General features: G+C 44.8%; 1 protein-coding gene. It reads right to left on the reverse strand.

Annotation, left to right across the window (positions count from 1 at the left end; all coding sequences use genetic code 11):
* On the reverse strand, nt 1–248 hold a 248-nt coding region (locus tag KVT11_RS20325), incomplete at both ends, for an alanine--tRNA ligase-related protein (protein WP_217609194.1).

Genomic DNA, 248 nt, shown 5'->3' on the forward strand with positions numbered 1-248 from the left:
CTGTACCAATGTTTTTCTTCGGAAGCGGTGTATATGTACCATCTGGATTATGGTTAAATCCAGAAAAAACAAGATTCCATACTTCTAGATAACGTTCATTTTCCCCGCCTGGATATAATTCAGGGTCGTTCATGTCGTTGCCATATGCTTCGCCGCGATCATAGAAAATTTCTGTTTTCGGACCACATGGCCCCCCCCCAATATCCCAGTAGTTGCCCTCTAGGCGAATAATTCGTTCCTCAGGGGCA

Origin of the sequence: Bacillus sp. GbtcB10, assembly GCF_019091365.1 — a bacterium.
GTDB classification, from domain to species: Bacteria; Bacillota; Bacilli; order Bacillales; family Bacillaceae; genus Bacillus; species Bacillus altitudinis.